24 protein-coding genes are annotated in these 23,613 nt (G+C 64.1%); 3 read left to right on the top strand and 21 right to left on the bottom strand.

Translation table 11 applies throughout. From position 1 onward, the window contains the following. Positions 1–53: 53 nt before the first annotated feature. Positions 54–1,643, bottom strand: coding sequence for an ABC transporter substrate-binding protein (locus tag CIT37_RS19215; RefSeq protein ID WP_095425446.1), 1,590 nt, complete (start codon positions 1,641–1,643; stop codon positions 54–56). A 268-nt stretch (positions 1,644–1,911) separates the two neighbouring features. On the opposite strand from CIT37_RS19215, the gene CIT37_RS19210 reads away from it, so the two are divergent. After that, positions 1,912–2,796 (top strand): hypothetical protein, encoded by an 885-nt coding sequence (locus CIT37_RS19210; protein ID WP_095425456.1) that lies wholly within the window; start codon positions 1,912–1,914, stop codon positions 2,794–2,796. Between the two features lie 163 nt (positions 2,797–2,959). On the opposite strand, the gene mtnK is transcribed toward CIT37_RS19210, so the two are convergent. Further along, on the bottom strand, positions 2,960–4,249 hold the full coding sequence (gene mtnK, locus CIT37_RS19205) for an S-methyl-5-thioribose kinase (RefSeq protein WP_095425445.1): 1,290 nt from the start codon (positions 4,247–4,249) through the stop codon (positions 2,960–2,962). A 296-nt stretch (positions 4,250–4,545) separates the two neighbouring features. On the opposite strand from mtnK, the gene CIT37_RS19200 reads away from it, so the two are divergent. Then, complete coding sequence (locus CIT37_RS19200; protein WP_202975894.1) at positions 4,546–4,974, top strand: YidB family protein; 429 nt, start codon at positions 4,546–4,548, stop codon at positions 4,972–4,974. A gap of 32 nt (positions 4,975–5,006) precedes the next feature. Beyond that, positions 5,007–5,270 (top strand): GlsB/YeaQ/YmgE family stress response membrane protein, encoded by a 264-nt coding sequence (locus CIT37_RS19195; RefSeq protein WP_028141471.1) that lies wholly within the window; start codon positions 5,007–5,009, stop codon positions 5,268–5,270. Positions 5,271–5,360: 90 nt separating this feature from the next. Here CIT37_RS19195 and CIT37_RS19190 read toward each other — a convergent pair whose 3' ends face one another. The 19 genes from CIT37_RS19190 to CIT37_RS19100 form a co-directional block, all read right to left on the bottom strand. Further along, positions 5,361–5,708: a hypothetical protein gene (locus CIT37_RS19190; protein WP_028141470.1), complete on the bottom strand. Its 348-nt coding sequence runs from the start codon at positions 5,706–5,708 to the stop codon at positions 5,361–5,363. A gap of 47 nt (positions 5,709–5,755) precedes the next feature. Beyond that, on the bottom strand, positions 5,756–6,031 hold the full coding sequence (locus CIT37_RS19185) for a DUF1467 family protein (protein WP_028141469.1): 276 nt from the start codon (positions 6,029–6,031) through the stop codon (positions 5,756–5,758). Between the two features lie 9 nt (positions 6,032–6,040). Beyond that, complete coding sequence (gene mce, locus CIT37_RS19180; protein ID WP_038971429.1) at positions 6,041–6,445, bottom strand: methylmalonyl-CoA epimerase; 405 nt, start codon at positions 6,443–6,445, stop codon at positions 6,041–6,043. 67 nt (positions 6,446–6,512) lie between these two features. Further along, positions 6,513–8,180 carry a ribonuclease J gene (locus tag CIT37_RS19175; protein ID WP_095425443.1) on the bottom strand — a complete coding sequence of 556 codons (1,668 nt, stop codon included), beginning with the start codon at positions 8,178–8,180 and terminating at the stop codon, positions 6,513–6,515. After that, positions 8,180–8,986, bottom strand: a complete 807-nt coding sequence (locus CIT37_RS19170; RefSeq protein WP_095425442.1) for a biotin--[acetyl-CoA-carboxylase] ligase — start codon at positions 8,984–8,986, stop codon at positions 8,180–8,182. The genes CIT37_RS19175 and CIT37_RS19170 overlap by 1 nt, the downstream gene beginning before the upstream one ends. Before the next feature lies 1 nt (position 8,987). After that, positions 8,988–10,424, bottom strand: a complete 1,437-nt coding sequence (gene nuoN / locus CIT37_RS19165) for an NADH-quinone oxidoreductase subunit NuoN (RefSeq protein WP_028141465.1) — start codon at positions 10,422–10,424, stop codon at positions 8,988–8,990. Between the two features lie 22 nt (positions 10,425–10,446). Then, positions 10,447–11,955, bottom strand: coding sequence for an NADH-quinone oxidoreductase subunit M (locus tag CIT37_RS19160; RefSeq protein ID WP_038948733.1), 1,509 nt, complete (start codon positions 11,953–11,955; stop codon positions 10,447–10,449). Further along, positions 11,956–14,034, bottom strand: coding sequence for an NADH-quinone oxidoreductase subunit L (nuoL, locus tag CIT37_RS19155; protein ID WP_095425441.1), 2,079 nt, complete (start codon positions 14,032–14,034; stop codon positions 11,956–11,958). It lies immediately after the preceding gene. Between the two features lie 8 nt (positions 14,035–14,042). Then, positions 14,043–14,351 (bottom strand): NADH-quinone oxidoreductase subunit NuoK, encoded by a 309-nt coding sequence (gene nuoK / locus CIT37_RS19150; protein WP_008547737.1) that lies wholly within the window; start codon positions 14,349–14,351, stop codon positions 14,043–14,045. Continuing rightward, complete coding sequence (locus CIT37_RS19145) at positions 14,348–14,986, bottom strand: NADH-quinone oxidoreductase subunit J (protein ID WP_018320150.1); 639 nt, start codon at positions 14,984–14,986, stop codon at positions 14,348–14,350. Before CIT37_RS19145 ends, nuoK begins: the two co-directional genes overlap by 4 nt. A gap of 9 nt (positions 14,987–14,995) precedes the next feature. After that, the gene (gene nuoI / locus CIT37_RS19140) at positions 14,996–15,490 is read right to left on the bottom strand and encodes an NADH-quinone oxidoreductase subunit NuoI (RefSeq protein ID WP_191093171.1); all 495 of its coding nucleotides are present in this window, start codon (positions 15,488–15,490) and stop codon (positions 14,996–14,998) included. 8 nt (positions 15,491–15,498) lie between these two features. Continuing rightward, complete coding sequence (nuoH, locus tag CIT37_RS19135) at positions 15,499–16,566, bottom strand: NADH-quinone oxidoreductase subunit NuoH (RefSeq protein ID WP_095425440.1); 1,068 nt, start codon at positions 16,564–16,566, stop codon at positions 15,499–15,501. A 10-nt stretch (positions 16,567–16,576) separates the two neighbouring features. After that, on the bottom strand, positions 16,577–18,652 hold the full coding sequence (nuoG, locus tag CIT37_RS19130; protein WP_095425439.1) for an NADH-quinone oxidoreductase subunit NuoG: 2,076 nt from the start codon (positions 18,650–18,652) through the stop codon (positions 16,577–16,579). A 5-nt stretch (positions 18,653–18,657) separates the two neighbouring features. Then, complete coding sequence (gene nuoF, locus CIT37_RS19125) at positions 18,658–19,983, bottom strand: NADH-quinone oxidoreductase subunit NuoF (protein ID WP_028141460.1); 1,326 nt, start codon at positions 19,981–19,983, stop codon at positions 18,658–18,660. 15 nt (positions 19,984–19,998) lie between these two features. Further along, the gene (locus tag CIT37_RS19120) at positions 19,999–20,205 is read right to left on the bottom strand and encodes a hypothetical protein (RefSeq protein ID WP_028141459.1); all 207 of its coding nucleotides are present in this window, start codon (positions 20,203–20,205) and stop codon (positions 19,999–20,001) included. Beyond that, positions 20,205–20,816: an NADH-quinone oxidoreductase subunit NuoE gene (nuoE, locus tag CIT37_RS19115; RefSeq protein ID WP_018320144.1), complete on the bottom strand. Its 612-nt coding sequence runs from the start codon at positions 20,814–20,816 to the stop codon at positions 20,205–20,207. The genes CIT37_RS19120 and nuoE overlap by 1 nt, the downstream gene beginning before the upstream one ends. 12 nt (positions 20,817–20,828) lie before the next feature. Beyond that, a complete protein-coding gene (locus tag CIT37_RS19110; RefSeq protein ID WP_028141458.1) occupies positions 20,829–21,794 on the bottom strand; it encodes an FkbM family methyltransferase in 966 nt (321 codons plus the stop codon). After that, positions 21,794–22,990 (bottom strand): NADH-quinone oxidoreductase subunit D, encoded by a 1,197-nt coding sequence (locus CIT37_RS19105; RefSeq protein WP_038948737.1) that lies wholly within the window; start codon positions 22,988–22,990, stop codon positions 21,794–21,796. Before CIT37_RS19105 ends, CIT37_RS19110 begins: the two co-directional genes overlap by 1 nt. 2 nt (positions 22,991–22,992) lie before the next feature. Beyond that, entirely contained in the window at positions 22,993–23,607 is a 615-nt protein-coding gene (locus CIT37_RS19100) for an NADH-quinone oxidoreductase subunit C (protein WP_028141456.1), read from the bottom strand. Positions 23,608–23,613: the final 6 nt, after the last annotated feature.

Genomic DNA, 23,613 nt, shown 5'->3' with positions numbered 1-23,613 from the left:
TTTCCTCTCTCCCTCCATCGTCTGTGGCGACGGAGGGAGCGCGAGAGCGCATGTCACTTCGCGGGCGAGGTCTCGTCGACCCAGAGGTCTTCGACGTTCTGATGGGTCAGCTCCGTCGCGTTCAGCTGAATCCCCTTGAGCCATGGCTGCACCGCCATGACCGCCTTGTTGTAGTTGAAGAACCAGACCGGTGCCTCCTCGTAGAGCAGCGCATTGGCCTTTTGCAGCAGCTGGGCGCGCTTTGCCGGGTCGTCGGCCTGCCCGGCCTCGTCGACGATCTTGTCGAAATCGGCGTTCTTGAAGATCATGTAGTTGCAGGCTGGCTGCGGCGTCGACGAGTGGAAGCATTTGAGGGCCGCCTGGGGATCGGGCCCGCTCGCCTGGGAATAGATGAAGGCCTGGTAGTCGCCGGTGCGAACCACCTCCGCCAGCACCGCGGTCTCAACCTGCTTGACCTTCGCCTTGATGCCGACCTTGTCCAGCATGGGGATCACGGCCGCGACGATCGGCAAGCCCCAGCTTTCGTTCTGGCTGGTGGTCCATTCGAACTCGAAGCCGTTGGGATAGCCGGCCTCGTTAAGCAGCTGCTTCGCCTTGGCGGGATCGTAAGCGTACGGCTTCATCGCCTTGTCGTAAGCGGGCGAGGTCAGCGGCAGCCAGCTGGTGGCGCGATAGGCCTTGCCCTTGACCAGCTTGTTGATGATCAGGTCGGTATCGATCGCGTAGTTGATCGCCTGTCTCACGCGCTTGTCGGCGAACGGCTTGAATGACGGATTCATGCCCATGTAGCGGGTGAAGACCTCGGCGACCTCGACGATGGTGCCCTTGAGATTGGCGTCGGACTGGTAGGCCACATATTGCGCGGGCCCGAGCACCGAGGTGTCGACCTCCTTGTTGCGGAAAGCGACATCGCGCGCCGCGGCCTCGCCCATGATCGACACGACGATCCTGTCGGCGTAGGGCTTGCCGGGCTTGTAGAACCGGTCCCACCGCTCCAGGACAATGCGCGATCCCGGTACGTGCTCGACGAATTTGAAGGGCCCGAGACCGATCGGCTTCTGGATAAAACTCTCCTTGGCACCCTCGTCGGCGGGATAGATCGAGGTCAGCGCGGTGAAGAAGTAGAAGCCGGGATCGACCTTCTCGGTCAGCTTCATCTCAACGGTGAGGTCATCGATCTTCTTCAGCCCGGAGATCTCCTTGGCCTGGCCCTTTTCGACCGCGGCCGCGCCCTCGATCACGCGGACAAACCGCGCGCCGGGATAGGCCTTGGTGCCGTCCATGATGCGGGTGTAGGACCAGATGATATCGTCGGCCGTCATCTTGCGGCCATTGTGGAAATAGGCGTCATCGCGCAGCTTGAAGGTGTGAACGAGGCCTCCGCCCGAGACCACATCCTCCTTGGCAAGCTCCAGGACCGGCTTTCCTTCCGCGGAATTCCAGATGTAGAGCGAACGATGCAGCGCCTTGGCGTAGATCTCGTCCTGGGCGCGCTGCGTGGTGTGAATGTCCAGGCTGGTGAAACTCGAGCCATAGGGCGCTGTCATGCGGATGGTTCCGCCCTTGCGCGGCGTCTGGGCTTCCGCAGATCCAGCGAGCGCCAGTCCCAAGCCCGCGACGATCGCCATCATCCTGAACATCATGTGTGTCCCCACCAGCGCAGGTATTCCGATCAGGGATTTGATCATTCGTTGCCCGTCGAGCGCAAGCTTCGTTTTTGATGGAGACCAATGTCAGTTCCGGAAGGCGGCCCTTCGATGGAGGACCCGGAAGTCAGGTTGTATCCGTCCGGCGATGCAAGCCGCCGATTGACGCGGTGCGTCATCCGGCGACCAGGGATAGTGAACATTTTCCGTGATCGACGCGACCAAGCTCAGGATCGTTATCTGGGCCCAAGGGATCGCGCAAAAAATGACCCGCCGAACGCTAGGTATTCTGCTCGCCGGCAGTCTGGTCGCCGCGACAGCGGCGATGGCGATCCCCGTCACGCTGGACCCTGCCCGCGACGGCGCGACGAAAAACATTCAAATCAATTGGTCCCACACCAAGCGGTCAAACGGATTTGTCGACGATACATGGTGGGCAACAAGGGACCGTTGCGCCCCGGACTATCTTGGCGAGCGCCTGCTCTGCGGCACTATCGGGCTTCTGACACAAGCCACGAGCCGGACATTCGAGGCCAAAATGTCCGACGACATGGGCCTGCCGCTGGTCGACCGTTGGGCCCTGATGACCGCGAAGAATTCGCCCTTCATGAGGTCGGCTCACGTCGAGACGCCGCTCGGTCTCGAGGCCGTGCTCGGCTTCTATCGCGCTGCACTCGAAAAACGCGGCTGGACCGAGAACGACGGTGCGGTCGTCGAGCCAGACAGGGCCGTTGTCGCCTTCACGACGTCGGACGGGCCGGCGCTGCTCCGGCTCGTCCGTCAGGACAACACAACAATCGCCGACCTTGCGCTGCGCAAGCCGTTGGCCGCCACGGCCAAAATCCGGCCGGCGCCGGGACAAGTGATGTTGTTGCTCGGAAACAAGACCGATGAAGCGGCCGACATCACGGTCAATGAGCGAACCATCAGACTGGCGGCTCACGCCGGAGAGAACCTGATGGACTCCGACGCCGCCGCGGACAAATTGCCTGATGGCCAGAAGATCGATCTGCCGCCGGGCAAGTACAAGGTCACCCTCAAGCTCAAAGGCAGCGCGGCCCAGACGCGTGCGTTCGAGGTCGCCGTCAGCGAGACCTGGGGGCTGCTGGTCGGACCCGAGGGCGTCCCGCTGCCGATGCGGCTGTATTAAGGGCCAGCCTACGCTCCCTCCCCGTCATTGCGAGCGAAGCGAAGCAATCCAGAATCTCGGTGGCAGTCTGGATTGCTTCGTCGCATCAGCGCAAAATTGCTACGCAATTTTGTCGCGACTCCTCGCAATGACGGAGTATGCGGGTCCATCCTTCGCGACGTCTTCAGCCCGCTAGCTCCGGCTGCCAATCCCGCAGTTTTCGCGCAGCACTCGTAACGTCGGCGATCGTCCGAAACGTCCCCGTCTCCACCATCATCGCCCGTGCGAGCCGCACCGCGCGGGCTTCGCTGACGGCGCGCTTCTTCGGGTCCTCGATCAGCTCGAAATCGATGTTGTGGGCAAGGCCGAAGATGCGGCGGATGGTCTTTGCGGCCGCGAAGCCGACGGTATCGGCGAACAGACGCTGCATGTAGACCTGCCGTTCGGCCTCCAGGCGCGCAGCGCCCTGCGCGCCGGCAAAGAGTGAGACCGGATAGGCATCACCGGTGCCATTCGCCCGCCAGAGGTCGAGGAACTTTCGTGCAAACTCGTTCCAGACCTGTTCGACCGTCTCCAGCACCCAGGCCTCGAACGCAGCCCGCTCGCCCGGTGAGCGCTCGTGGCCGGCGGAGGCAAAATAAGCCATCACGAGGTTGGCGATCACGGCGCCGACGTCGAACCCCATCGGACCATAGAACGCAAATTCGGGATCGATTACCCGCGTCTGGTGGTCTGTCACCATGATCGAGCCGGTGTGGAGGTCGCCATGGAGCAGCGCCTCGGGGCCTGCCATGAACTTCAGCTTCAGCCGGGAGATCGCAACATGCAGCTCCATGTCATCACGCAGGCTTGCCGCGAGCACATCGAGATACGGCGCTGTCCAGCGGTTTTGTTCGGCGATGCGGTAGGGATCGGTGAAGATCAGATCCTCGGTGATCTTGCAGAGCGCGTGGTTGCCGGCGAACGCGGCGATGCCCTGCTTCTTCTCGGCCGCGGACAGCGCGAGGTCGGAGGTGAAGAACAGCGTTCGCGCCATGAAGGTGGTGATGTCACCGACGAAGCCTGGATATTGCGTTCCCGCAACCAGCCCCTTGCGCATGATGATGTGGGGCTCGAGCAGCTCCATCACCGTCAGCGCCAGGACCTCGTTGTGATGCAGCAAAGCCGGCACGAGGCCGGGCGCGAGCTGGGCTTGCCGGGACAGAGCCAGATATTCGTAATGGGCCCGCGACAGCGGCAGCGGCCAGCTCTCGCCGACGAGGCGGACATAAGGCAGCGCCTGCTTGACGGCGACGCCGCCGCGCGCGCCCTTCATGATGAAGACGAGATTGAGATTGCCGTCGCCGACCTCGGTGATCTCCCATGAGGCCGGCTCGCCGCCCAGGAGTGCGGCGATATCGTGAAGGCCTGCCAGATAATCCCGCAGCGCCGCTTCATGCAGAATTCGATAGTCCGCTGCCCGGTCCCCGGTCATGACGATCCCACCCCATGCTTGGCATGGCCTGATCGCAATTCCCGCTCCTGGGAAGCTTAGGCGATCCCGGCCATTCTTTTGATCGGATCGTAATCGCAATCAAGGCGGTCCGCCACCTGAGTGTCGCCGGCGCACGCCAGGAGCAGTTGCAGGCAAAGTTCTCCGTGTCGGGCGACCAGGCCGGGCCGCGCGGTCGCGAGCTCATGATTGGCCGATTTTTGGAACACAAGCGGGCTGAGACAGTTTTGCGTTTCTGAGATTTTAAAGGAGTTGCCAATGAGCGCGGGATGCCCTCCATGACTGCCCTTCTGGCGATGCTGGCCATGGCCGGCTATCAGAACCGCGACAAGCTGGCTGAGCTGCTGAAAGGTGCGACCGGCGGCTCGTCCGCGGGCGGTCAGCAGCCGCCCGGGGGAGTGCTCGGCAATCTGGGCGGCATGCTCGGCGCGGGCGGGATCGGGGGCCTGCTCAATGGCGGCCTTGGCGAGCTCCTGGAGCGGTTCAACCAGAACGGCCAGGGTGAAGTCGCCGATTCATGGGTGAAGCCCGGACCCAACAAGGAGATTTCGTCGCCTGAGCTGAGGAATGCGATCGGCTCCGACGTTCTGGAGAAGCTCGAACAGCAGACGGGGCTCTCGCAAGACGAGATCCTCACAAGGCTATCCCGGGAATTGCCCTCGGCGGTCGACAAATACACGCCGGATGGACGTCTGCCTGAGGCATAGCTGTTGCCGCTTAACCTGGAAGAGGTGTGGAAATGGGTGTTCTCTGGACAATCATCATCGGCTTCGTCGCCGGCGTGATCGCCAAGTTCATCATGCCTGGCGACAACGAGCCGTCCGGCTTCATCCTGACGACCATCCTCGGGATCGTCGGCGCCTTCGTTGCTACTTATCTCGGGCAGGCGCTCGGCTGGTATCGTGCCGAAGAAGGTGCGGGACTGATCGGTGCAGTCGTCGGCGCGATCATCGTGCTGTTCGTCTACGGGCTCATCGCCGGCCGACAACGCCGAGCGATCTAGCCCGACTGCGTAAGCGGCCGATCGGGCGTGCGCGAACTCGCGCCGCATCGAGCAGGCGGCGGCGCGCTCATGCCTGCCAGCGCCGGATCGTTACTCCCGCTCCAAAAAGCTGGAGCCGATCTCGGCCTTTCTTTTGATCGGATCGTAATCACAATAGACGCTGTCCGCCACCAGCGTGTAGCTGGCGCTGACCGTGTATTTGTCCAGCTTGGCCGAGTTCAGGCCGATCACCGAGGTGCTCTTGCCCCCGTTCCATTTGAACGGCGTCGAGCTCTTGGCCTGCTCGCAGGCCATCACGGCTTCGTTGAAGACATAGCCCTCGACGAACGCCTTCAGGGTGCGCACCTGCGCGGCCATCCGCCATTCGAAATAGCCGATGGCGCCGATGCCGGCGACGATCAGCACCAGAAGTGCAATGACGATCCTCTGAAAAGTCATTCGTTCCCCCAAACAATGTCGTCGGCAAAAACGTCTAGCAAGAACGTCTAGAAAGGCATTCCCATCAATTTCGACAGGCGCTCGATCGAGAGATAGCCGGCGTGATAGGCCGCGAGGCCGAGGCCGTAGATGATCGCCGAGATGATGGTGGTCCAGATCAGCTTGCGGCCCATCCGCGTCAGGATCGGCGCACCGGGGTCGGTGCCGGGCGCACCGACGCCATCCTCGTGCTGGCTGCGCACGCCGAACGGCAGCGTCAGGAACAGCGCGACCCACCAGATGACGAAGTAGATTGCGATCGCGGTTGAGATCTGGATGGCCATGGTTCGGCCCTATGCCTGCTCGATCTCGACCAGCGCGCCGGAAAAATCCTTCGGGTGGAGGAACAGCACCGGCTTGCCATGGGCGCCGATCTTCGGCACGCCGTCGCCGAGCACCCGCGCGCCCTCCTTCACCAGCGTGTCGCGCGAGGCGACGATGTCGACGACCTCGTAGCAGACATGGTGGATGCCGCCGTCGGCATTGCGCTCGAGGAATTTTGTGATCGGCGAGGTCTCGCCGAGCGGCTCGATGAATTCGATCTTGGTGTTGGGGAGCGTCGCGAACACGGTGGTCACGCCGTGCTCTGGCAGCGCGACAGCCTCCGAAATCTCGGCGCCGAATGCGGCGCCATAGATCCTGGCGGCCTTGACGGCGTCCTTGGTCGCGATCGCGACATGGTTGAGCCGGCCCAGCATGTGTCTTCTCCCCTAAGGCAAGATCCGGAAAAATGTGAAGCGGTTTTCCGAGAAGATCATGCCCAAATTATACTGTCAGTACGTGTACCAGACAGGGGGGCTTTTTGCCCCAATGTTCGTTGATCACGGCCCGGACAGCACGTCGCACAGACTCGCCCAATGCGTCGGGGTCGCGGCGGCGCGCCTTCGGCAGGCCCTCGATGGTGGAGACCACGGCATCGAAGACGAGGTCGTCGAAGGGCTCGCCTGCCCTGTTCTTATCGGGGATGCCGACCAGATCGACCTCGGGATCGTCGGCCAGCTCGCCCTGCTCGGTCATGGCGATGGCGACGAAGGCACAGCCGGAAAACGCCATGCGCCGCCGCTCGACCACGGCGCGGGACTTGGAATCCTCCAGGATCGTGCCGTCCTTGTAGAGGCGGCCGGAAGGCACTTCGCCAATGATGCCGGGATCGCCCGGGCCGAGCTTGATCAGGTCGCCGTTGCGGACCACCAGCACGCGCGGCACGCCGGCGGCGCGCGCCAGCTTGGCGTGCTCGTTCAGATGCAGCGCCTCGCCGTGGACGGGGATCAGGAGCCGCGGCTTCACCCAGCCAATCATGTCGCGCAATTCGTCGCGGCGGGGATGGCCGGAGACGTGGACGAGATGGTCGCGATCGGTGATGATCTCGACGCCCTGCAGCACCAGATTGTTGATGATCGAGCCGACCGCCTTCTCGTTGCCCGGGATCGTGCGCGAGGAGAAGATGACGCTATCGCCGCGGTTCAGCGTGATCTCGGGATGGTCGTCATTGGCGATGCGCGCCAGCGCCGCGCGCGGCTCGCCCTGGCTGCCGGTGCACAGCGCCAGCACCTTGTCCTGCGGATGGCCGTAGACTTCGGGTGAGCGGAAATTCTGCACGCCGTCGAGATAGCCGCATTCGCGCGCGACCTGCACCACGCGCTCCATGGCGCGGCCGACCACGACAACCTCGCGGTCGGCGGCCTTGGCAGCGGCAGCGACGGCCTTGATGCGCGCGACGTTGGAAGCGAAGGTCGTCACCGCGACGCGGCCCTTTGCGGCCTTCACCAGATCGATGATGGTGCGGGCGACCTCGGCCTCGGACGGCGAGCGGCCGTCGCGCACCGCATTGGTGGAATCGCCGATCAGAGCGAGCACGCCCTCCTCGCCGAGTTCGCGCAGACGCTTCTCGTCGGTCGGGCTCCCCAGGGTCGGGGTCGGATCGATCTTCCAGTCGCCGGTGTGCAGCACCGTGCCGGCTTCGGTGTGGATCGCCAGCGCATGCGCTTCAGGAATGGAGTGGGCGACGGGAATGAACTCGACGTTGAACGGGCCGACGTCGACGCGGCCGCCGGACGGCACCACCGTCACGGGGATCTTCGGCGCGTTGCGCTCGGCAGCGCATTTGGCCTCGAACAGGGCCGCACTGAACTGCGTCGCGTAGATCGGGCATTTCAGCTTCGGCCAGAGGTCGATGATCGCGCCGAAATGGTCCTCATGAGCATGGGTCAGCACCAGGCCCATCAGGTTCTTGCGCTCCTTCTCCAGGAAGCTGATGTCGGGCATGATCAGGTCGATGCCCGGCAGGTGCTCTTCGTCGCCGAAGGAGACGCCGAGATCGACCGCCATCCAGGCGCGCTGCTGGCGGCTGCCGAGCCCATAGATCGACAGGTTCATGCCGATCTCGCCGACGCCGCCCAGCGGCGCAAACACCAGTTCTTCGGGCTTCGCCATCACGCAGCTCCTACGGACGCGGCCGAACCGAAGAACACCTCGCCCGCGGCCACCGGCACGCGGCGGCCCTCCGCAGTGCGGACGATCAGGCAGCCGGTGTCGTCGATCGTGTCAAAAATGCCTTCCAGCGTCATCGCTCCCGTGTGGATTGCGACCCGCTCGCCGAGCCCCGCGGCGCGCTCCAGCCACAGCTTGCGGATCGCGGCAAAGCCGCTTCCATTGTCCCAGATGCCGCGGAACTCGACCCAGGCGTCGGAGAGCGCCGAGAACAGTTCCTCCGCACTGATCTGCACCCCGAGCGCGGCCAGCGACACCGCAGGCGTCGGCATGCCCTCGGGCGCTGCGACGACATTGGTGCCGATGCCGACGACGACGGCAAGGCGGTCGTCGATGGCTTCGGCTTCGAGGCCAATGCCGACCAGCTTCTTGCCACCGGCCAAAACGTCGTTCGGCCATTTCAGGGCGTAGCGCGGACGATCAGGGCCGAGGCGGATTGCGGCCTCGAGGCTGACCTTCTCCAGCGCGGCCTCCTCGGCGAGGCCCGCGGCGAAGCCGAGGGTGGCGGCGACGGCGGGAGCCACGTCCATGACTTCGAGGATGCTGGCGGCGAGATTGCCGCGCGGCGCGATCCAGGCGCGCTGACGGCGGCCGCGGCCGGCGGTCTGCTCCGACGTGACGAACCACATCGGGCCGCGCTCGCCGCGCCTGGCTTGCTCGATCGCCTCGGTATTGGTCGAGCCGGTCCGTTCGAAGGCCGCGAGCCTGTAGCCCGCGGATGATGCGCGAGGACCGAGCGCGAACCCCATCCTAGAACAGCGACTTTGCCGCGGCGGAGGCGACGCTCACCACGGGACCTGCGAACAGCGCGAACAGGATGTTGAACAGGCCAAACACCGCCAGCACCGTCTTCACCTCGACGCGCACCGGATCGACCTGGCCGGCCGGCTCGTCGAAATACATCGTCTTGACGATGGCGAGATAGTAGTAGGCGCCGACCACGCTGGTCAGCACGCCGACGACGGCGAGCGTGAACAAATTCGCCTTGATGGCGGCGACGAACACGTACCATTTGGCGAAGAAGCCCGCGAGCGGCGGAATGCCCGCGAGCGAGAACAGCAGCATCGCGAACATGAAGGCGAGCAGCGGATTGGTGCGCGACAGGCCGGCGAAATCGCTGATCTGCTCGACCGCCTGGCCGTTGCGGCGCATGGCAAGGATGATCGAGAACGAGCCCAGCGTCATCGCGACATATATCACGATGTACATCAGGACGCCCTGCGCGCCCTCGACCGTGCCGGAGGCAAGGCCGACCAGCGCGAAGCCCATGTGACCGATCGAGGAATAGGCCATCAGGCGCTTGATGTTGCTCTGGCCGATCGCGGCGAAGGAGCCCAGCGCCATCGAGGCGATCGCCACGAACACCAGGATCTGCTGCCACTGCGAGACGATACCCGGGAAAGCGGTGAGCGTGACGCGGGTGAACACGGCGAGCGCGGCGACCTTCGGCGCCGACGCGAAGAAGGCGGTGACCGGGGTCGGCGCGCCCTCGTAGACATCAGGGGTCCACATGTGGAACGGCACGGCCGAAACCTTGAAGCAGAGGCCGACGAGCAGGAAGACCAGACCGAAGACGAGGCCGACATTCGAGACCGTCGCGGCCGCCGCGATACCAGTGAAGCTGACCGTGCCGGTGAAGCCGTAGATCAGCGAGGCGCCGTACAGCAGCATGCCCGAGGACAGTGCGCCGAGCACGAAATACTTCAGGCCGGCTTCGGTCGACTTGGCGTTGTCCCGGTTCGAGGCCGCCACGACATAGAGCGCCAGCGACATCAATTCGAGGCCGAGATAGAGCGAGATCAGGTCGCCGGCCGAGATCAGCACCATCATGCCGAGCGTCGAGAGCAGCACGAGGATGGCGTATTCGAAGATCCGACGCGACGGGTCGGACAGGAACTCGGTCGACAGCACCAGCGTCACCGCCGAGCCGATCAGGGCCAGGATCTTCATGAAGCGGGCGAAGTCGTCGACGATGAAGCTGCCGCCGAAGGTCACCTGCTTGCCCGCAGGCAGCATGTATTCGAGCACGCCGACCACGACCAGAAGCACGACCGCCAGCGAGGTGACCGCACCGGTCGTCCCCTGCCCGCGATAGGCTCCCAGCATCAGCAGAGCCATGGCGCCGATCGCGAGCACGATCTCGGGCAGCACCGGCGCCAGTTGATAACCTGCAGTCTCAAAGCTCATGGCGATATCCTGACCTGCCCGATCACTGGAGCAGTGCGGCGGCCTTCACGGCCGTCACAGCGGTGTTGTAGTTGTTGACGAGTTGCTGGACCGAGGCGGCCGACATGTCGAGCACCGGCTTCGGATAGACGCCGAACAGGATCGTCAGCGCGATCATCGGGAACAGGATCACGCATTCACGCAGGGTCAGATCCTTCATGCTCGCCAGCGACGGCTTGACCAGCGCGCCGAACACGACCTTGCGGTAGAGCCACAGCGCGTAGGCCGCCGACAGGATCACGCCGAAACTGGCGAAGAACGCGGTCGGGATCGAGACCTTGAAGGTGCCGAGCAGCGTCATGAACTCGCCGACGAAGCCGCTGGTGCCGGGCAGACCGACATTGGCCATGGTGAAGACCATGAAGGTCAGCGCGTAGAGCGGCATCCGGTTGACGAGGCCGCCATAGGCCGCGATCTCGCGGGTGTGCAGGCGGTCGTAGACGACGCCGACGCAGAGGAACAGCGCGCCGGAGACGATGCCGTGCGAAATCATCTGGAACACGCCGCCGGCGACGCCCTGCATGGTGCCGGCGAAGATGCCCATGGTGACGAAGCCCATATGCGCGACCGAGGAGTACGCGATCAGCTTCTTCATGTCCTCCTGCATCAAGGCCACCAGCGAGGTGTAGATGATGGCGATGGCCGAGAGCGTGAAGATCAGCGGCGCGAAGTCGTGCGAGGCCAGCGGGAACATCGGCAGCGAGAAGCGCAGGAAGCCGTAGCCGCCCATCTTCAGCAGGATCGCGGCCAGGACCACGGAGCCGGCCGTCGGCGCCTCGACGTGCGCGTCGGGAAGCCAGGTATGCACGGGCCACATCGGCATCTTCACCGCGAAGGAAGCGAAGAAGGCGAGCCAGGCCCAGGTCTGCAGCGAGCGCGGCACGGCGGTGTGCATCAGGGTCGGAATGTCGGTGGTGCCGCCATTCCAGTACAGCGCCATGATGGCGAGCAGCATCAGGACCGAGCCGAGCAGCGTGTAGAGGAAGAACTTGAACGACGCGTAGACCCGGCGCGGACCGCCCCAGACGCCGATGATCAGGAACATCGGGATCAGGCCGCCTTCGAAGAACAGGTAGAACAGCACGAGATCGAGCGCCGAGAAGGTGCCGATCATCAGCGTTTCCAGGATCAGGAACGCCATCATGTATTCGCGGACGCGGTTGGTGATCGCCTTCCAGCTCGCGATGATGCAGAACGGCATCACGGCGGTGGTCAGGATCACCAGCGGCAGCGAGATGCCGTCGACGCCCATGTGGTAGGTGATGCCGGTCGCGAGCCAGTTCGCCTTCTCGACGAACTGGAAGTCGGGATTGGTCGGGTCGAACCGCATGACCAGGATCACCGACACCGCGAAGGTGATCAGCGTGGTCCAGAGCGCGATCCAGCGCGAGTTGCGCTTGGCCGCCTCGTCATCGCCGCGGCTGAGATAGACGATCAGCGCGCCGACCAGCGGCAGGAACGTCGTGACCGATAGGATGGGCCAGGTTGTCATTTACTGGCCTCCAAAGCCGAACATGAACCAGGTGATCAGGCCGGCGGCGCCGATCAGCATGGCGAATGCGTAGTGATAGAGATAGCCGGTCTGGATCTTCACGACGTTGCGGGTGACGTCCAGGACGCGGGCCGAGACGCCGTCGGGACCGAGGCCGTCGATGATGAAGCCGTCGCCCTTCTTCCAGAGCTGATAGCCGATCCACTTCGCCGGACGGACGAAGATGATGTCGTAGAGCTCGTCGAAGTACCATTTGTTGAGCAGGAACTGGTACAGCATCGGCTGCTCTTTAGCGAGCTGCACAGGGATGTACGGCCGGCGGATGTAGAACAGGTACGAGACGAGGAAGCCCAGCACCATCATCACCGTCGGCAGGACGGCGATGGTCTCGGGGATGTGGTGCATCTCCTCGATGATGTGCGGGTTCATCTTCACGGACTCGCGGAAGAACTCCTCGATGCCGTGACCTGCGAACAGCTCCTTGAACGGGAAGCCGGCGATGATCGAGCCGACCGCGAGCACGCCGATCGGGATCAGGATCCAGAGCGGGGCCTCATGTGCGGCCTCGTAGTGATGCTCGTCATGCGGCTCGCCGTGGAAGGTCTTGAAGATCAGGCGCCAGGAGTAGAACGAGGTCAGGCCGGCGGCGACGACCGTCATCAGGAAACCGTACATCGCAAACGGATTGTGCGAGGCGTAGGCGGACTCGATGATTGCGTCCTTGGAGAAGTAGCCGGCGGTGAGCGGGAATCCGGTGAGCGCCAGCGTGCCGACCACCATCACCGCATAGGTGTAGGGGATCTTGCGCCAGAGGCCGCCCATGTTGCGGATGTCCTGCTCGTGGTGCATCGCGTAGATCACCGAGCCGGAGCCCAGGAACAGCAACGCCTTGAAGAAGGCGTGCGTGAACAGATGGAACATGCCGACCGAATAGGCCCCTGCTCCCATCGCCACGAACATGTATCCGAGCTGCGAACAGGTCGAATAGGCGACGATGCGCTTGATGTCGTTCTGGACGAGGCCGATGGTCGCGGCAAAGAACGCGGTGGTCGCGCCGAAGAACATCACGACGGCCTGCGCGTTCGGGGCGAGCTCGAACAGCGGCGACAGGCGCGCTACCATGAAGACGCCCGCGGTGACCATGGTCGCGGCGTGGATCAGCGCCGACACAGGCGTCGGGCCTTCCATCGCGTCCGGCAACCAGGTGTGCAGCAGGAACTGCGCCGACTTGCCCATCGCGCCCATGAACAGCAACAGGCAGGTCAGAGTCAGCGCATCGGCGTGCCAGCCGAGGAAGTTGATGGTCTTGCCGGTCAGGCCGGGCGCGGCATGGAAGATGGTCTCGAAATCGGTCGAGCTGGTCAGCATGAAGATCGCGAAGATGCCGAGCGCAAAACCGAAGTCGCCGACGCGGTTGACCACGAAGGCCTTGATGGCGGCCGCATTCGCCGACGGCTTCTGGTACCAGAAGCCGATCAGCAGATAGCTCGCCAGACCCACGCCTTCCCAGCCGAAGAACAGCTGCACGAGGTTGTCCGCCGTCACCAGCATCAGCATGGCGAAGGTGAACAGGCTGAGATAGCCGAAGAAGCGGGGCCGGTTCGGGTCCTCGTCCATGTAGCCGATGGAATAGAGGTGCACGAGCGAGGACACGGTCGTCACCACCACCAGCATCACGGCGGTGAGCGTGTCGACGCGTAGCGTCCACCAGACCTGGAGGTCGCCGGAAAAGATGAAAGGCAGCAGCTGGATGCGGGCGTCATGGTGCATGAAGCCGACGTCGACGAGCGTCATCCAGGACAGCGCCGCCGACACGAACAGCAGACCCGTCGTGATCAGCTCGGCGCCGCGCGAGCCCGCCGCCGGCGGCTCGACCGGGCCGTGGCCGTGGTCGTCATGGGCGTGATCGTCGTGGCCATGGTCGTCATGGGCGGCCGCGGCATGGGCATCGCCATGACCGTGATCGCCGTGATGCTCGACCTCGTCACCCGAGGGGTTGCGGGCATGCGCGCCGGCCAGGGCGATGAGCCCGGCCAGAATGGCGCCCAGCAGAGGCAGGAATACGATTGCCTGAACCATGACTGAGCTCAGCCCTTCATCAGATTGACGTCCTCAACCGCGATCGAGCCGCGGTTGCGGAAATAGACCACCAGGATGGCGAGACCGATCGCGGCTTCAGCGGCAGCGACCGTCAGCACCAGAAGCGCGAAGACCTGGCCGACGATGTCGCCGAGGAAGGTCGAGAACGCGACGAGGTTGATGTTGACCGAGAGCAGGATCAGCTCGATCGACATCAGGATGACGATGATGTTCTTGCGGTTCAGGAAGATGCCGAGGATGCCGAGCGTGAACAGGATCGCGCCGACCGCCAGATAGTGTCCGAGCCCGATCGTCATTTCACCCACTCCGCCGCGTCAGAGTCCTGGAGCCCCTGCCCCGGCGCCACCTTGCGCATCGCCATCGCCATGTCGGGCGTGCGCGCGTTCTGAACGTTGATGTCCTGCCGCTTCACGCTCGCCTTGTGCCGCAGCGTCAGCACGATGGCGCCGATCATGGCGACCAGCAGCACCATGCCCGAGAGCTGGAAGTAGTGGATGTACTTCGTATAGAGCACGAGCCCGAGCGCCTCGGTATTGGAGACGTTGGCCGGGATCGCCGCCGTGATCGTCTTGGCGACGCCGGGATTGATGACCCAGAAGCCGACGGTGAGCAGCAGCTCGAACAGGAAGATGCCGCCGATCACGAGGCCGACCGGCAGGTACTCGATGAAGCCCTCGCGCAGCTCGGTGAAGTCCACGTCGAGCATCATGATCACGAACAGGAACAGCACCGCGACCGCGCCGACATAGACGACGATCAGGATCATCGCCAGGAACTCGGCACCCATCAGCACGAACAGGCCGGAGGCGTTGACGAAGGCCAGGATCAGGTACAGCACGGAGTGCACGGGATTGCGCGAGACAATCACCATCACGGCCGAGGCGACACAGACGCCGGCAAAGAGATAGAAGAACAGCGCGGGAAGGATCATGCCCTCACCTCACCGGTACGGCGCGTCGAGCTCGATCGCTTTCGCGATCTCGCGTTCCCAGCGGTCGCCGTTGGCGAGCAGCTTGGCCTTGTCATAGAACAGTTCCTCGCGGGTCTCGGTCGCGAACTCGAAGTTCGGACCTTCGACGATGGCGTCGACCGGACAGGCCTCCTGGCAGAGGCCGCAGTAGATGCACTTCACCATGTCGATGTCGTAGCGCACGGTGCGGCGGGTGCCGTCGTTGCGACGCGGGCCGGCCTCGATGGTGATGGCCTGCGCCGGGCAAACCGCCTCGCAGAGCTTGCAGGCGATGCAACGCTCTTCGCCGTTCGGATAGCGGCGCAGCGCATGCTCGCCGCGGAAGCGCGGCGAGATCGGGCCCTTCTCGAACGGATAGTTCAGGGTCGGCTTCGGCTGGAAGAAATAGCGCATGGCGAGGAAGAACGCCGAGACGAATTCCGACAGCAGAAGCGAGCGTGCAGTGGCGTTGACGTTGATACCCATGACGGCCCTCACTTCGGCGCGATGCCGGCGAAATGCAGCACGCCGGCCACCACGACCACCATCGCCAGCGACAGCGGCAGGAACACCTTCCAGCCGAGGCGCATCAGTTGGTCGTAGCGGTAGCGCGGCACGATCGCCTTTGCCATCGCGAACAGGAAGAACATGAAGAAGACTTTGAGCGAGAACCAGATGATCCCCGGCACCCAGTTGAAGGGCGGCAGGTCGACCGGCGGCAGCCAGCCTCCGAGGAACAGGATCGTCGCCATCGCGCACATCGTGACGATCGCGACATACTCGCCGAGCATGAACAGCAGATACGGGGTCGAGCCGTACTCGACCATGAAGCCGGCGACCAGCTCGGATTCGGCTTCCACGAGGTCGAACGGCGGGCGGTTGGTTTCCGCCAGCGCCGAAACGTAGAAGATCACGAACATCGGGAACAGCGGCCAGACGTACCAGTTCAGGATCGTGAGCTGCGGCAGCCCGATCAGGCTGGCAAGGCCGCGGACATGCTGGGCCTCGACAACGGCCGACAGGTTCAGCGTGCCGGCGCAGAGCAGCACCGTGATGATGACGAAGCCGATCGAGACTTCATAAGACACCATCTGCGCCGCCGAGCGCAGCGCGGCCAGGAACGGGTACTTCGAGTTCGACGACCAGCCGGCCATGATGATGCCGTAGATCGACAGCGACGAGATCGCGAAGATGAAGAGGATGCCGACATTGATGTCGGAGATCACCCAGCCGAGATTGGTCGGGATCACCGCCCAGGCGGCAAGCGCGAGCACGCATGAGACCAGCGGCGCCAGCAGGAAGACGCCCTTGTTGGCGCCGGCCGGAATGATCGGCTCCTTCAGCACGAACTTCAGCAAGTCGGCGAAGGATTGCAGCAGGCCCCAGGGGCCGACCACGTTCGGGCCGCGCCGGATCTGCACCGCCGCCCAGATCTTGCGGTCGGCGAGCAGGATGTAGGCGATCGCGACCAGGAGGACGACGAGCACCAAGACGCTCTCCGCGATCATGATGATCAGCGGCCAGAGGAACCCGGTCCAGAATGCGCTTTCGAAGAATTCCATCAGATCACGCTCACTCTGCTGCGGTCAGCATGTGCCCGGAGGCGAGGCGCGAGCATTCCGCCATCACGGCGGACGCACGCGCGATTGGGTTGGTCAAATAGAAATCCTCGACCAGCGGCTTGAACGGTGCCTTCTCGGGCGAACCGCCCTTCCCCGCCAGCTTCTTGATCTGGTCGGCCGAGCCGGCCTCGATCTGGTCAAGACGGATCAGGTGCGGCACGGCCTTGAAGATCGCCTGGCGCAGCGCCGAAAGCGAGTCATAGCCGAGCTTCTTGCCGAGCGCTTCCGACAGCGCCCGGACGATCGCCCAGTCCTCGCGGGCTTCACCCGGCGGGAACGCGGCGCGGCCCGTCATCTGGACGCGGCCTTCGGTGTTGACGTAGATCGCGGACTTCTCGGTGTAGGCGGCCGCCGGCAGGATCACGTCGGCGCGATGCGCGCCGCGGTCGCCATGGGTGCCGATATAAACGACGAAGGTACCGTCAGGCGCGTTGATCTCGTCGGCGCCGAGCAGGAACAGCAAATCGAGCGTGCCGAACGTCGTCATCTGCGCGGCGTTCAGGCCGCCGCCGGTCGCGGAGAAGCCGATATCGAGCGCACCGACGCGCGAGGCGCTCTCATGCAGCACGCCAAAGCCGTTCCAGCCGTCCTTGACCGCACCGACGTCGAGCGCGAGCTTGGCGGCGCTGGCGAGAATGGCGGCGCCGTCGTGACGCGAAGCCGCGCCCGCGCCGACCAGGATGATCGGGTGCTTGGCGTTCTTCAGCACGTCCATGAAGGAATGCTTGCCGGCCGCGAGATCACCGAGCGTCTCGGTGCCCGCGCCGAGGTGATCGTAGTCGTAGGTCAGATCGACCTTGGCCCCGATCACGCCGACCTTGAAGCCGCCAGCGCGCCAGCGCTTGCGGATGCGGGCGTTGAACACGGCCGCCTCTTTCCGCGGGTTCGCGCCGATGATGAGCAGCGCATCCGCCTGCTCCACCCCCACCAGCGTCGGGTTGAAGATGTAGGAGCTGCGGCCGAGCGCGGGGTCGAAGGCGTCGCCGCCCTGCACCGCCATATTGGTCGAGCCGAACTTGGCGAGCAGATCCTTCAGCGCGAACATCTCCTCGACGCCGGCGAGATCGCCGGCGATCGCGCCGATGCGCTTGCCGTCGGTGCGCGCCGCCTTTGCGGCGATCGCGGCAAAGGCTTCGGTCCAGCTCGCCGCGCGCAGCTTGCCGGCTTCACGGATATAGGGCCGGTCCAGGCGCTGGGTGCGCAGGCCGTCGACGACGTGGCGGGTCTTGTCGGAGATCCACTCCTCATTCACGGCCTCGTTGATGCGCGGCAGCACGCGCATCACCTCACGGCCGCGGGTGTCGACGCGGATTGCCGAGCCGACGCCGTCCATCACGTCGATCGACTGCGTCTTGCCGAGTTCCCACGGACGCGCCGCGAAGGCGTAGGGCTTCGAGGTCAGCGCGCCCACCGGGCAGATGTCGACGAGATTGCCTTGAAGCTCCGACGTGAGCGCGTGCTCGAGATAGGTCGTGATCTCCATGTCCTCGCCACGGCCCGTGGCGCCCATCTCGGGCGCGCCGGCGACTTCCGCCGAGAAGCGGACGCAGCGCGTGCACTGGATGCAGCGGTTCATCGAGGTCTTGACCAGCGCGCCGAGATATTTGTCCTCGACCGCGCGCTTGTTCTCGGCGAACCGGCTGGTGTCGACACCATAGCCCATCGCCTGGTCCTGCAGGTCGCACTCGCCGCCCTGGTCGCAGATCGGGCAATCCAGCGGATGGTTGATCAGAAGGAATTCCATCACGCCTTCGCGCGCCTTCTTCACCATCGGCGAACGCGTGGAGATCTCCGGCGGCTCGCCCTTGGGGCCCGGACGGCAGTCGCGCACACCCCAGGCGCAGCTTGCGACCGGCTTGGGGCCGCCCTTCACTTCGACGAGGCACATCCGGCAATTGCCGGCGATCGACAGCCGCTCGTGATAGCAGAAGCGCGGAATCTCGGCGCCGGCCGCCTCGCACGCCTGAAGCAGCGTGTACTCGGCGGGCACATCGATCTCTTTGCCGTCGATGATGAGCTTGGTCATTCTTCTTACTCCGCCGCGACCATGTTCACGGGATCGCGGACGCCGATATCGTCGATGTCGGCCCTGTGCGAATATTGGTCGATGCGCGCTTCGATCTCGTGACGGAAATGCGCGATCAGGCCCTGGATCGGCCATGCCGCAGCATCGCCGAGCGCGCAGATGGTGTGGCCCTCGACCTGCTTGGTCACCTCGAGCAGCATGTCGATCTCGCGCTTGTGGGCGCGGCCCTCGGCCATGCGGGTGAGGACCCGCCACATCCAGCCCGTGCCCTCGCGGCACGGCGTGCACTGGCCACAGCTCTCGTGCTTGTAGAAATAGGAGATGCGGGCAATCGCGCGGATCAGGTCGGTGGACTTGTCCATCACGATCACAGCCGCGGTGCCGAGGCCCGAGCGCAGCTTGCTCAGACTGTCGAAATCCATCGGCGTGTCGATGATCTGCTCGGCCGGCACCATGCGCACCGACGAGCCGCCGGGGATCACGGCCTTGAGGTTGTCCCAGCCGCCGCGGATGCCGCCGCAATGCTTGTCGATCAGCTCACGGAACGGAATGCCCATGGCCTCTTCGACGTTGCAGGGCCGCTCGACATGGCCGGAGATGCAGAAGAGTTTCGTGCCGACATTGTTCGGACGGCCGATGCCGGCGAACCACGCTGCGCCGCGCCTGAGGATGTCGGGCGCAACCGCGATGGACTCGACGTTGTTGACGGTGGTCGGGCAGCCGAACAGGCCGACATTGGCCGGGAACGGCGGCTTCAGCCGCGGCTGACCCTTCTTGCCTTCGAGGCTTTCGAGCAGCGCGGTTTCCTCGCCGCAGATGTAAGCGCCGGCGCCGTGCGCGACGTAGATGTCGAACGGCCAGCCGTTGACGTTGTCCTTGCCGACCAGCTTGGCCTCATAGGCCTGGTCGATCGCGGCCTGCAGATGCTCGCGCTCGCGGATGAATTCGCCGCGGACATAGATGTAGCAGGCATGCGCGTTCATGGCGCAGCTCGCGATCAGGCAGCCCTCGATCAGGAGATGCGGATCGTGCCGCATGATCTCGCGATCCTTGCAGGTGCCGGGCTCGGACTCGTCGGCGTTGACGACGAGATAGCTCGGCCGGCCGTCGGTCGATTCCTTCGGCATGAACGACCATTTCAGGCCGGTCGGGAAGCCGGCGCCGCCGCGGCCCCGCAGGCCCGACGCCTTCATCTCGTTGATGATCCAGTCGCGGCCCTTGTCGATGATGTTCTTGGTGCCATCCCAGGCGCCGCGGCGCCGCGCACCCTCGAGCCCCCAATCGTGGAGGCCGTAGAGGTTCTTGAAGATGCGGTCCTTGTCCTCGAGCATATCAGTGCTTTCCGATCAACGAATGGTCTGCTTGTAGGCAAGTCCGGCGGCGCAGACGGCGAAGGTCAGCGCCCAGAGCAGACTGGATTCCAGCGACGCGTTCAGGCTGAAACGCTGCAGCAGGAAAATGAAAGCGGCCGCCACGGCGGCGTGCAACGCGATGAAGCCCCACTTCTTCATGGCACCACTCCCCTGCACCGAAGGCTGCGAGAGACCACCCATCAGGTGCTCTCCTTCAGCGTGGTCGGCCCGGTGATCGGCGCCGAGAACTGGCGGCCGTTCTGCGGACCGGGCTTGGGCGGATTGCCCGAAGCGAAACCGTCGAGCACCTTGCCGAAGCTTTCCTTGGTCAGGTCCTCATAAGTGTCCTTGCCGATCAGCACCATCGGCGCGTTCACGCAGGCACCGAGGCACTCGACCTCCTCCCAGCTGAAATTGCCGTCCTTGGACAGATGGAAGGGCTCGTGATGGATGCGGTGTTCGCAGACGTGGATCAGATCCTCGGCGCCGCGCAGGCGGCACGGCGTGGTGCCGCAGACCTGGACGTGGGCCTTCTTGCCGACGGGGGCAAGCTGGAACATCGTGTAGAAGGTCGCGACTTCCAGCACGCGGATGTAGGGCATGTCGAGCATGTCGGCGATGACGCGGATCGCGGCTTCCGAGACCCAGCCGTCGTGCTGCTCCTGGGCACGCCAGAGGATGGCGATGACGGCGGAGGCCTGACGTCCCGCCGGATATTTCGCGATCTGCTGCTTGGCGAATGCGAGGTTCTCCTCCGTGAACGCAAAGCTCGCGGGCTGGACTTCCTTCGGTGCTAATCGGCGAACGGACATCTCTTCAATCTCTCACTGCATGCGGCGCGCTGTTTTCGCATTCAGGGCTTCGATCCTGTCCTGCCAAAATGCGCTTGCGGTGCCGAAAACGTTGTAGCCGACGTGGGTCGAGACCTTGATGCGGTCGAGGATCGACAGCTCGGTCACGGTCTCCATCCGGTTGCTGCGCGGATCGAACACGATCAGCTTCAGCGGGGTCTGCTCGAGGATGAAGCGCGACACCGCATGAGAGCGGTCGCTGCCGTGCTCCTCGCACATGATGACGCTGTCGGCCTGGAGCAGACGCGCGCCGCCCTTGATCGCCTCGATCTCGACGCCCTCGACGTCGAGCTTGATCAGGTACTTGCCGGTGCTTGCGACCTTGCCGTCCTCGATCAGATTGTCGAGTGCGATGACCGGCACCTCCTCACCGCCCGCGGAGGGATCGCCGGCGATGCTGAAGGCTTCGTGCTTGGTGCCTGACAGACGCGCGGTGCCGCGGCTGGCGCCGATCGCGCATTTCATGGTCTCGAAGCGATTACCGTTGACGCGGGCGTTGTTGGCGAGCTTCGGATAGTTCTGCCCCGACGGCTCGATCGCGATCGCCTTGTGCGAACCGAACGGCCTGCTCGACACCAGCACCGACCAATAACCGTAATTGGCGCCGCAATCGAGCAGCGTGTAGTCGACGTCGACGGAATCGGCGAACAGCAGTTCGAGCTCGTCCTCGTAATTGTAGGAGCGGTTGAGCAGCTTGCTCCAATAGCCATCGCCGTAAGGGAATTCGAACACGGCGTCGGGATTGAGCCTGATCGCGATGTTGCGCTCGGGCAGCGTCTTCCGCAGCAAATTCGCGCAGGCGATGTAGCCCATATGCGAGAAGTGCGAGGAGATCTTCGATCCGGTCACCAGCGCCAAGGCAGCCGTCCGCTCCCACAGGTTGGCCCCTTCAAGGGCCCCCGAGGCGCGGTCAAACTGGATTGGCGCCTGCTGCCCCATCACCGATCGACCTCTCCGAACACGATGTCGAGCGAGCCGAGGATCGCCGAGACGTCGGCGAGCAGATGGCCGCGGCAGATGTGATCCATCGCCTGCAGATGCGCAAAGCCCGGCGCGCGGATCTTGCACTTGTAGGGCTTGTTGGTGCCGTCGGAGATCAGATAGACGCCGAACTCGCCCTTCGGCGCCTCGACCGCGGCATAGACTTCACCGGCCGGCACGTGAACGCCTTCGGTGTAGAGCTTGAAGTGATGGATCAGCGCTTCCATCGAGCGCTTCATCTCGCCACGGCGCGGCGGCGCGACCTTGTTGTCTTCGACGACGACCGGGCCCTTCCCGTCGGGCGCGTTCAGCTTCTGGATGCACTGCTTCATGATGCGGATGGACTGGCGCATCTCTTCCATGCGGATCAGGTAGCGGTCGTAGCAGTCGCCGTTCTTGCCAATCGGAATGTCGAAATCCATCTCGGCATAGCATTCATAGGGCTGCGACTTGCGCAGGTCCCAGGCCGCGCCCGAGCCGCGCACCATCACGCCGGAGAAGCCCCACTCCCAGGCTTCCTTCAGCGGCACCACGCCGATATCGACGTTGCGCTGCTTGAAGATGCGATTGGCGGTGAGCAACCGGTCGAGGTCGTCCACGACCTTCAGGAACGGATCGCACCAGGCCTCGATGTCGTCGACCAGCTTCTGCGGCAAATCCTGATGCACGCCGCCGACGCGGAAGAAGGCTGCGTGCATACGGCTGCCCGAGGCGCGCTCGTAGAACACCATCAGCTTTTCGCGCTCTTCGAAGCCCCACAGCGGCGGGGTCAGCGCGCCGACGTCCATCGCCTGCGTGGTGACGTTGAGCAGATGCGACAGGATGCGGCCGATCTCGCAATAGAGCACGCGGATGAGCTGACCGCGGCGCGGCACCTCGATGCCGAGCAGCTTTTCAGCCGCCATGCAGAAGGCGTGCTCCTGGTTCATCGGCGCGACGTAGTCGAGCCGATCGAAGTACGGGATCGCCTGGAGATAGGTCTTCTGCTCGATCAGCTTCTCGGTGCCGCGGTGAAGCAGGCCGATATGCGGATCGACGCGCGCGACGACTTCGCCGTCAAGTTCCAACACCAGACGCAGCACGCCGTGCGCGGCCGGATGCTGCGGACCGAAATTGATGGTGAAGTTGCGAAGCTGTTCGGGTTGCTCGTTCATGATCAGACCTTCGGTCCCGCTTTTTCATCCCCTGGAAGGACCGGATAATCGGCCCCCTCCCACGGAGACAAAAAGTCGAACTTGCGGAATTCCTGGTTGAGCCGGACGGGCTCGTACACAACCCGCTTCTCCTGGTCGTCGTAGCGGACCTCGACGAAACCGGTGGTCGGGAAGTCCTTGCGCAGCGGGTGACCCTCGAAACCGTAATCGGTGAGGATGCGGCGCATGTCGGGATGGCCGACGAAGAACACGCCGTAGAGGTCGTAAGCCTCGCGCTCGAACCAGTCGGCGCCGGGGAACACCTCGATCAGCGACGGCACCTGCGTGGTCTCGTCGGCCTGGGCCTTGAGCCGGATCCGCGCGTTCAGGGTCGGGGACAGGAAGTGATAGATCACGTCGAAGCGCTTCTCGCGCGACGGGTAGTCTGCGGCCGTGATGTCGGTGAAGTTGATGAAGCGGCAGTTCGGGTCGTCGCGGAGGTACTTGACCACCTCGACGATCTTGCTGGCTTCGACATCAACCGTCAGCTGGTTGAAGGCCACCGAATGACCGATGGCGGCGCCCGGAAGCGCGCTAACGATCGTCTGCCCCAGGGCGTCGAGCTTGGCGTCGTCCATGACGTA

Origin of the sequence: Bradyrhizobium ottawaense (assembly GCF_002278135.3) — a bacterium.
GTDB lineage: Bacteria > Pseudomonadota > Alphaproteobacteria > Rhizobiales > Xanthobacteraceae > Bradyrhizobium > Bradyrhizobium ottawaense.
The sequence above is the reverse complement of the archived record's forward strand: the minus strand, read 5'-3'. Positions and strand labels throughout refer to the sequence as shown.